This window comes from Mesorhizobium sp. M7D.F.Ca.US.004.03.1.1, assembly GCF_003998635.1.
Taxonomy (GTDB): Bacteria; Pseudomonadota; Alphaproteobacteria; order Rhizobiales; family Rhizobiaceae; genus Mesorhizobium; species Mesorhizobium loti.
The window spans coordinates 1-3,177 of sequence record NZ_RZQG01000711.1; the positions used below are offsets into that span (position 1 = coordinate 1).

Below are 3,177 nucleotides of genomic sequence, written 5' to 3' on the forward strand. Positions count from 1 at the left end.
ACGCCATGCCGAAGGCAAGCGCTATTGCCGCGACGATGCCGCCCAGCCACCCGGCCCAGGACGGCATGCCGGGCAACAGCGTCTGCAGCCAAGGCAGCGCCAGCCACTCAACGAGGCTGGTCAGGCCGAACCACAGGGCCACCAGCGCCAGCACGGTCAAGCCCAGCGTCTTGATGAACACGGCACGAAACGGAGACGAGAGCAGCTCGAGGGCCGCAGTACGGGCAGCGTCGAAAATCACCGTGCTTCAACCCCAGGTCAGCGGACGCCGCCGAAAGGCGGACGCCTCCGAGATAGGCAGCGCAGGTCGCGAGCACAAGCGCGGACAACTATCGCGCAAACGCTGGCTTGCGAACCGGGATGGTCATGGCAGCGACCCCGGCCACGACAAAACCCATACCCAGCCATGCCGTCGAGCCCAGGCTTTCGCCAAGGAAGAGGGCGCCGATGCCGACGCCGATCGGCACGCGCAGATAGGCCTGCGAGGTGGTGCCGACCGAGCCCAGCGTGTGGATGAGGCGGAAATAGATGACGAAGGCCAGCGCAGTGGAAAAGACCGACAGGCCGAGCAAGGCCAGGATCGACGCCGTCGATGGCGCCAGCGTCCACGGCTGGTCGAACACAAGACTGAGCGGCACGAGGATGATGGCGCCGCACAGCATCGAACCTGCGGCCGGCAGCATCGGATCGAGGCCCTTGAAGCCGCGGCCGAAAATGGCTGCGCCCGCATAGCAGATCGTTGCCGCGACGATTGCCAACTGCGCCCAAAGCTCGTGACCAAGGCCACCCAGCGCCTCGGTGCCGATGATGAGGCAGATGCCGGCAATGCCGGCGCCGACGCCAATCAGTTTGCGCAACGTGACCGGCTCATGGCGGGTGATGAGCGCGGTCAAAAGGAAGGTGAAGATCGGCGAGGTCGCGTTCAGGATCGTGGCGAGGCCGGCGTCGACCGAGCGTTCGGCCGCGGCGATCAAGGTGAACGGTACGACGCTGTTGAGGCATGCCTGGAAGGCAAAGCGGCGCCAGCTTGCCGCGTCGCCCGGCATGGTGAGCCCGCGCCAGCGGATGATGGCGAACAGGATGCCACCGGCGATCAGGGTGCGGGCGGCAATGAAGGTGACCGGCGGGATCGTCTCGACGCCGATCTTGATGAAGGTGTAGGAGGCGCCCCAGAGCACCGCCAGCACGGCGAGCAGCGCCAGGTCGGTGGTCAGGTCGTTTTTTGCAGGCCCGTTCTTTGTAGACATAGGGGGCTGGCTCGGCGTCGAAATGGGATCGTCTGAGCCATGCTTGTAGGCCGTGCGGCGATGAAATGCTTCGGCCACGGTCGAATTGTCATAGCGCCTCGCGGTTGGCGTGCACCAGGCGCACCGCCCCGCCGGCGGCGGCAGAAAATCGGTTGCCAATTTTCGGGGGTCATGCTGTAGACCCGCCCGGGCATGGCAAGAAGCCGGCTCGGGTTTTTGGCGGAGACATTGATGCCGAAATATGACGTGCTTTGCATCGGCAATGCCATTGTCGACATCATCGCCCAGTGCGACGAGGAATTCCTCGAGACCAATGGCATCATCAAGGGCGCGATGAACCTCATCGACACACAGCGCGCCGAGCTGCTCTACAGCCGCATGGGCCCGGCGATCGAAGCCTCCGGCGGCAGCGCCGGCAACACGGCGGCCGGCGTCGCAAGCTTCGGCGGCCGCGCTGCCTTCTTCGGCAAGGTCTCCAACGATGCGCTGGGCGAAATCTACGCCCACGACATCCACGCCCAGGGCGTCGCCTTCGACACCAGGCCGCTCAAGGGCGAGCCGCCGACGGCACGCTCGATGATCTTCGTCACCCCCGACGGCGAGCGCTCGATGAACACCTATCTCGGCGCCTGCGTCGAGCTTGGACCGGAGGACGTCGAGGCCGACAAGGCGTCTGGCGCCAAAGTCACCTATTTCGAAGGCTATCTGTGGGACCCGCCACGCGCCAAGGAAGCGATCCGCCAGACGGCGAAGCTGGCGCATGCGGCAGGCCGCGAAGTGTCCATGACACTGTCGGATTCGTTCTGCGTCGACCGCTACCGCGACGAATTCCTCGACTTGATGCGCTCGGGAACGGTCGACATCGTCTTTGCCAACAGCCACGAGATCAAGTCGCTCTATCAGACATCGTCATTCGACGAGGCGCTGGCGCAGATCCGCAAGGATTGCCGGATCGCCGCCGTGACCCGCTCGGAAAAGGGCTCAGTGATCGTGCGCGGCGACGAGACCGTGGTCATCAAGGCGACCGCCATCAAGGAGCTTGTCGATACGACGGGCGCCGGCGATCTCTATGCCGCCGGCTTCCTGCATGGCTACACGCAAGGCCGCGACCTGCAGACCTGCGGCGACCTTGGCTCACTAGCGGCCGGATTGGTGATCCAGCAGATCGGCCCCAGGCCACGGCAAAATTTGCGCCGCGAGGCTGAGCAGGCGGGGTTGCTTTAGGGGCATTTCCCGCCCTTGCGGCAGTTACTGCGAGGCTCCCCCTCATCCGGCCGCTCCGCGGCCACCTTCTCCCCGCTGGGGAGAAGAGGAAAGCGCCAGCGCCGGTAGCCTCCTCTCCCCTCGGGGAGAGGTCGCCCGAGCGAAGCGGAGGGCGGGTGAGGGGGAACGGCCGTCGCGCGGCTGTCACACACCGCACCTACACGCAATCTAGGCGCCCCGCGACTGACCTTTCGGAGCGCCTATAGTCAGTTGGGGTGTCAAGAAATGCGAGACAGCAAGCTGTCGGGCCGCTGCATCTGTTGCCGTTGCGATTTTCGCTTTCCGCTCTAGAAATTCAACAACCGGCCGCTTCTGTGGGAGGAGCGCGCGGCCCGGAAGACAGATGCATGAACAGATTTCAGATCCGGGGCCTCAAGCAGGACGACTTCGCGGATATGGTCGCGGAGGAGGTCGAACGCGCGCTTGCCCATTATGACGAGGCCATCAACAAGCCCACCATGGTCTCGGTCGGCAAGATCGCCGGCAGCATAGCGTCCGCCGTCACCTTGCTGTCGCCGAAGCACCAGCGCGCCATCGACACCATCCATGCCGACCTTCCCGGCCTGGCATCGAAATTCGTGCGCGCCCTGGCGGCGGAGGCCGCGCGCCGCAGCGAAGCCGGTATTGCTGGCGAGACAAATCCGCCGACGACCCTGTTGGCCGATGC

General features: G+C 65.1%; 2 protein-coding genes and 2 pseudogenes. 2 read left to right on the plus strand and 2 right to left on the minus strand.

Features of this window, described 5'->3' with window-relative positions; translation table 11 throughout:
* A pseudogene (locus tag EN935_RS28445) lies at positions 1 to 241 on the minus strand (cysteine biosynthesis protein CysZ); the annotation flags it as partial.
* 88 nt (positions 242 to 329) lie between these two features.
* Entirely contained in the window at positions 330 to 1,247 is a 918-nt protein-coding gene (locus EN935_RS28450; protein WP_164757692.1) for an EamA family transporter, read from the minus strand.
* 231 nt (positions 1,248 to 1,478) lie between these two features.
* Here EN935_RS28450 and EN935_RS28455 point away from each other — a divergent pair, with 231 nt between their 5' ends.
* Both EN935_RS28455 and EN935_RS28460 read left to right on the plus strand, forming a co-directional pair.
* The gene (locus EN935_RS28455; RefSeq protein ID WP_127264365.1) at positions 1,479 to 2,471 is read left to right on the plus strand and encodes an adenosine kinase; all 993 of its coding nucleotides are present in this window, start codon (positions 1,479 to 1,481) and stop codon (positions 2,469 to 2,471) included.
* A 386-nt stretch (positions 2,472 to 2,857) separates the two neighbouring features.
* Positions 2,858 to 3,177: pseudogene (locus EN935_RS28460) on the plus strand (hypothetical protein); the annotation flags it as partial.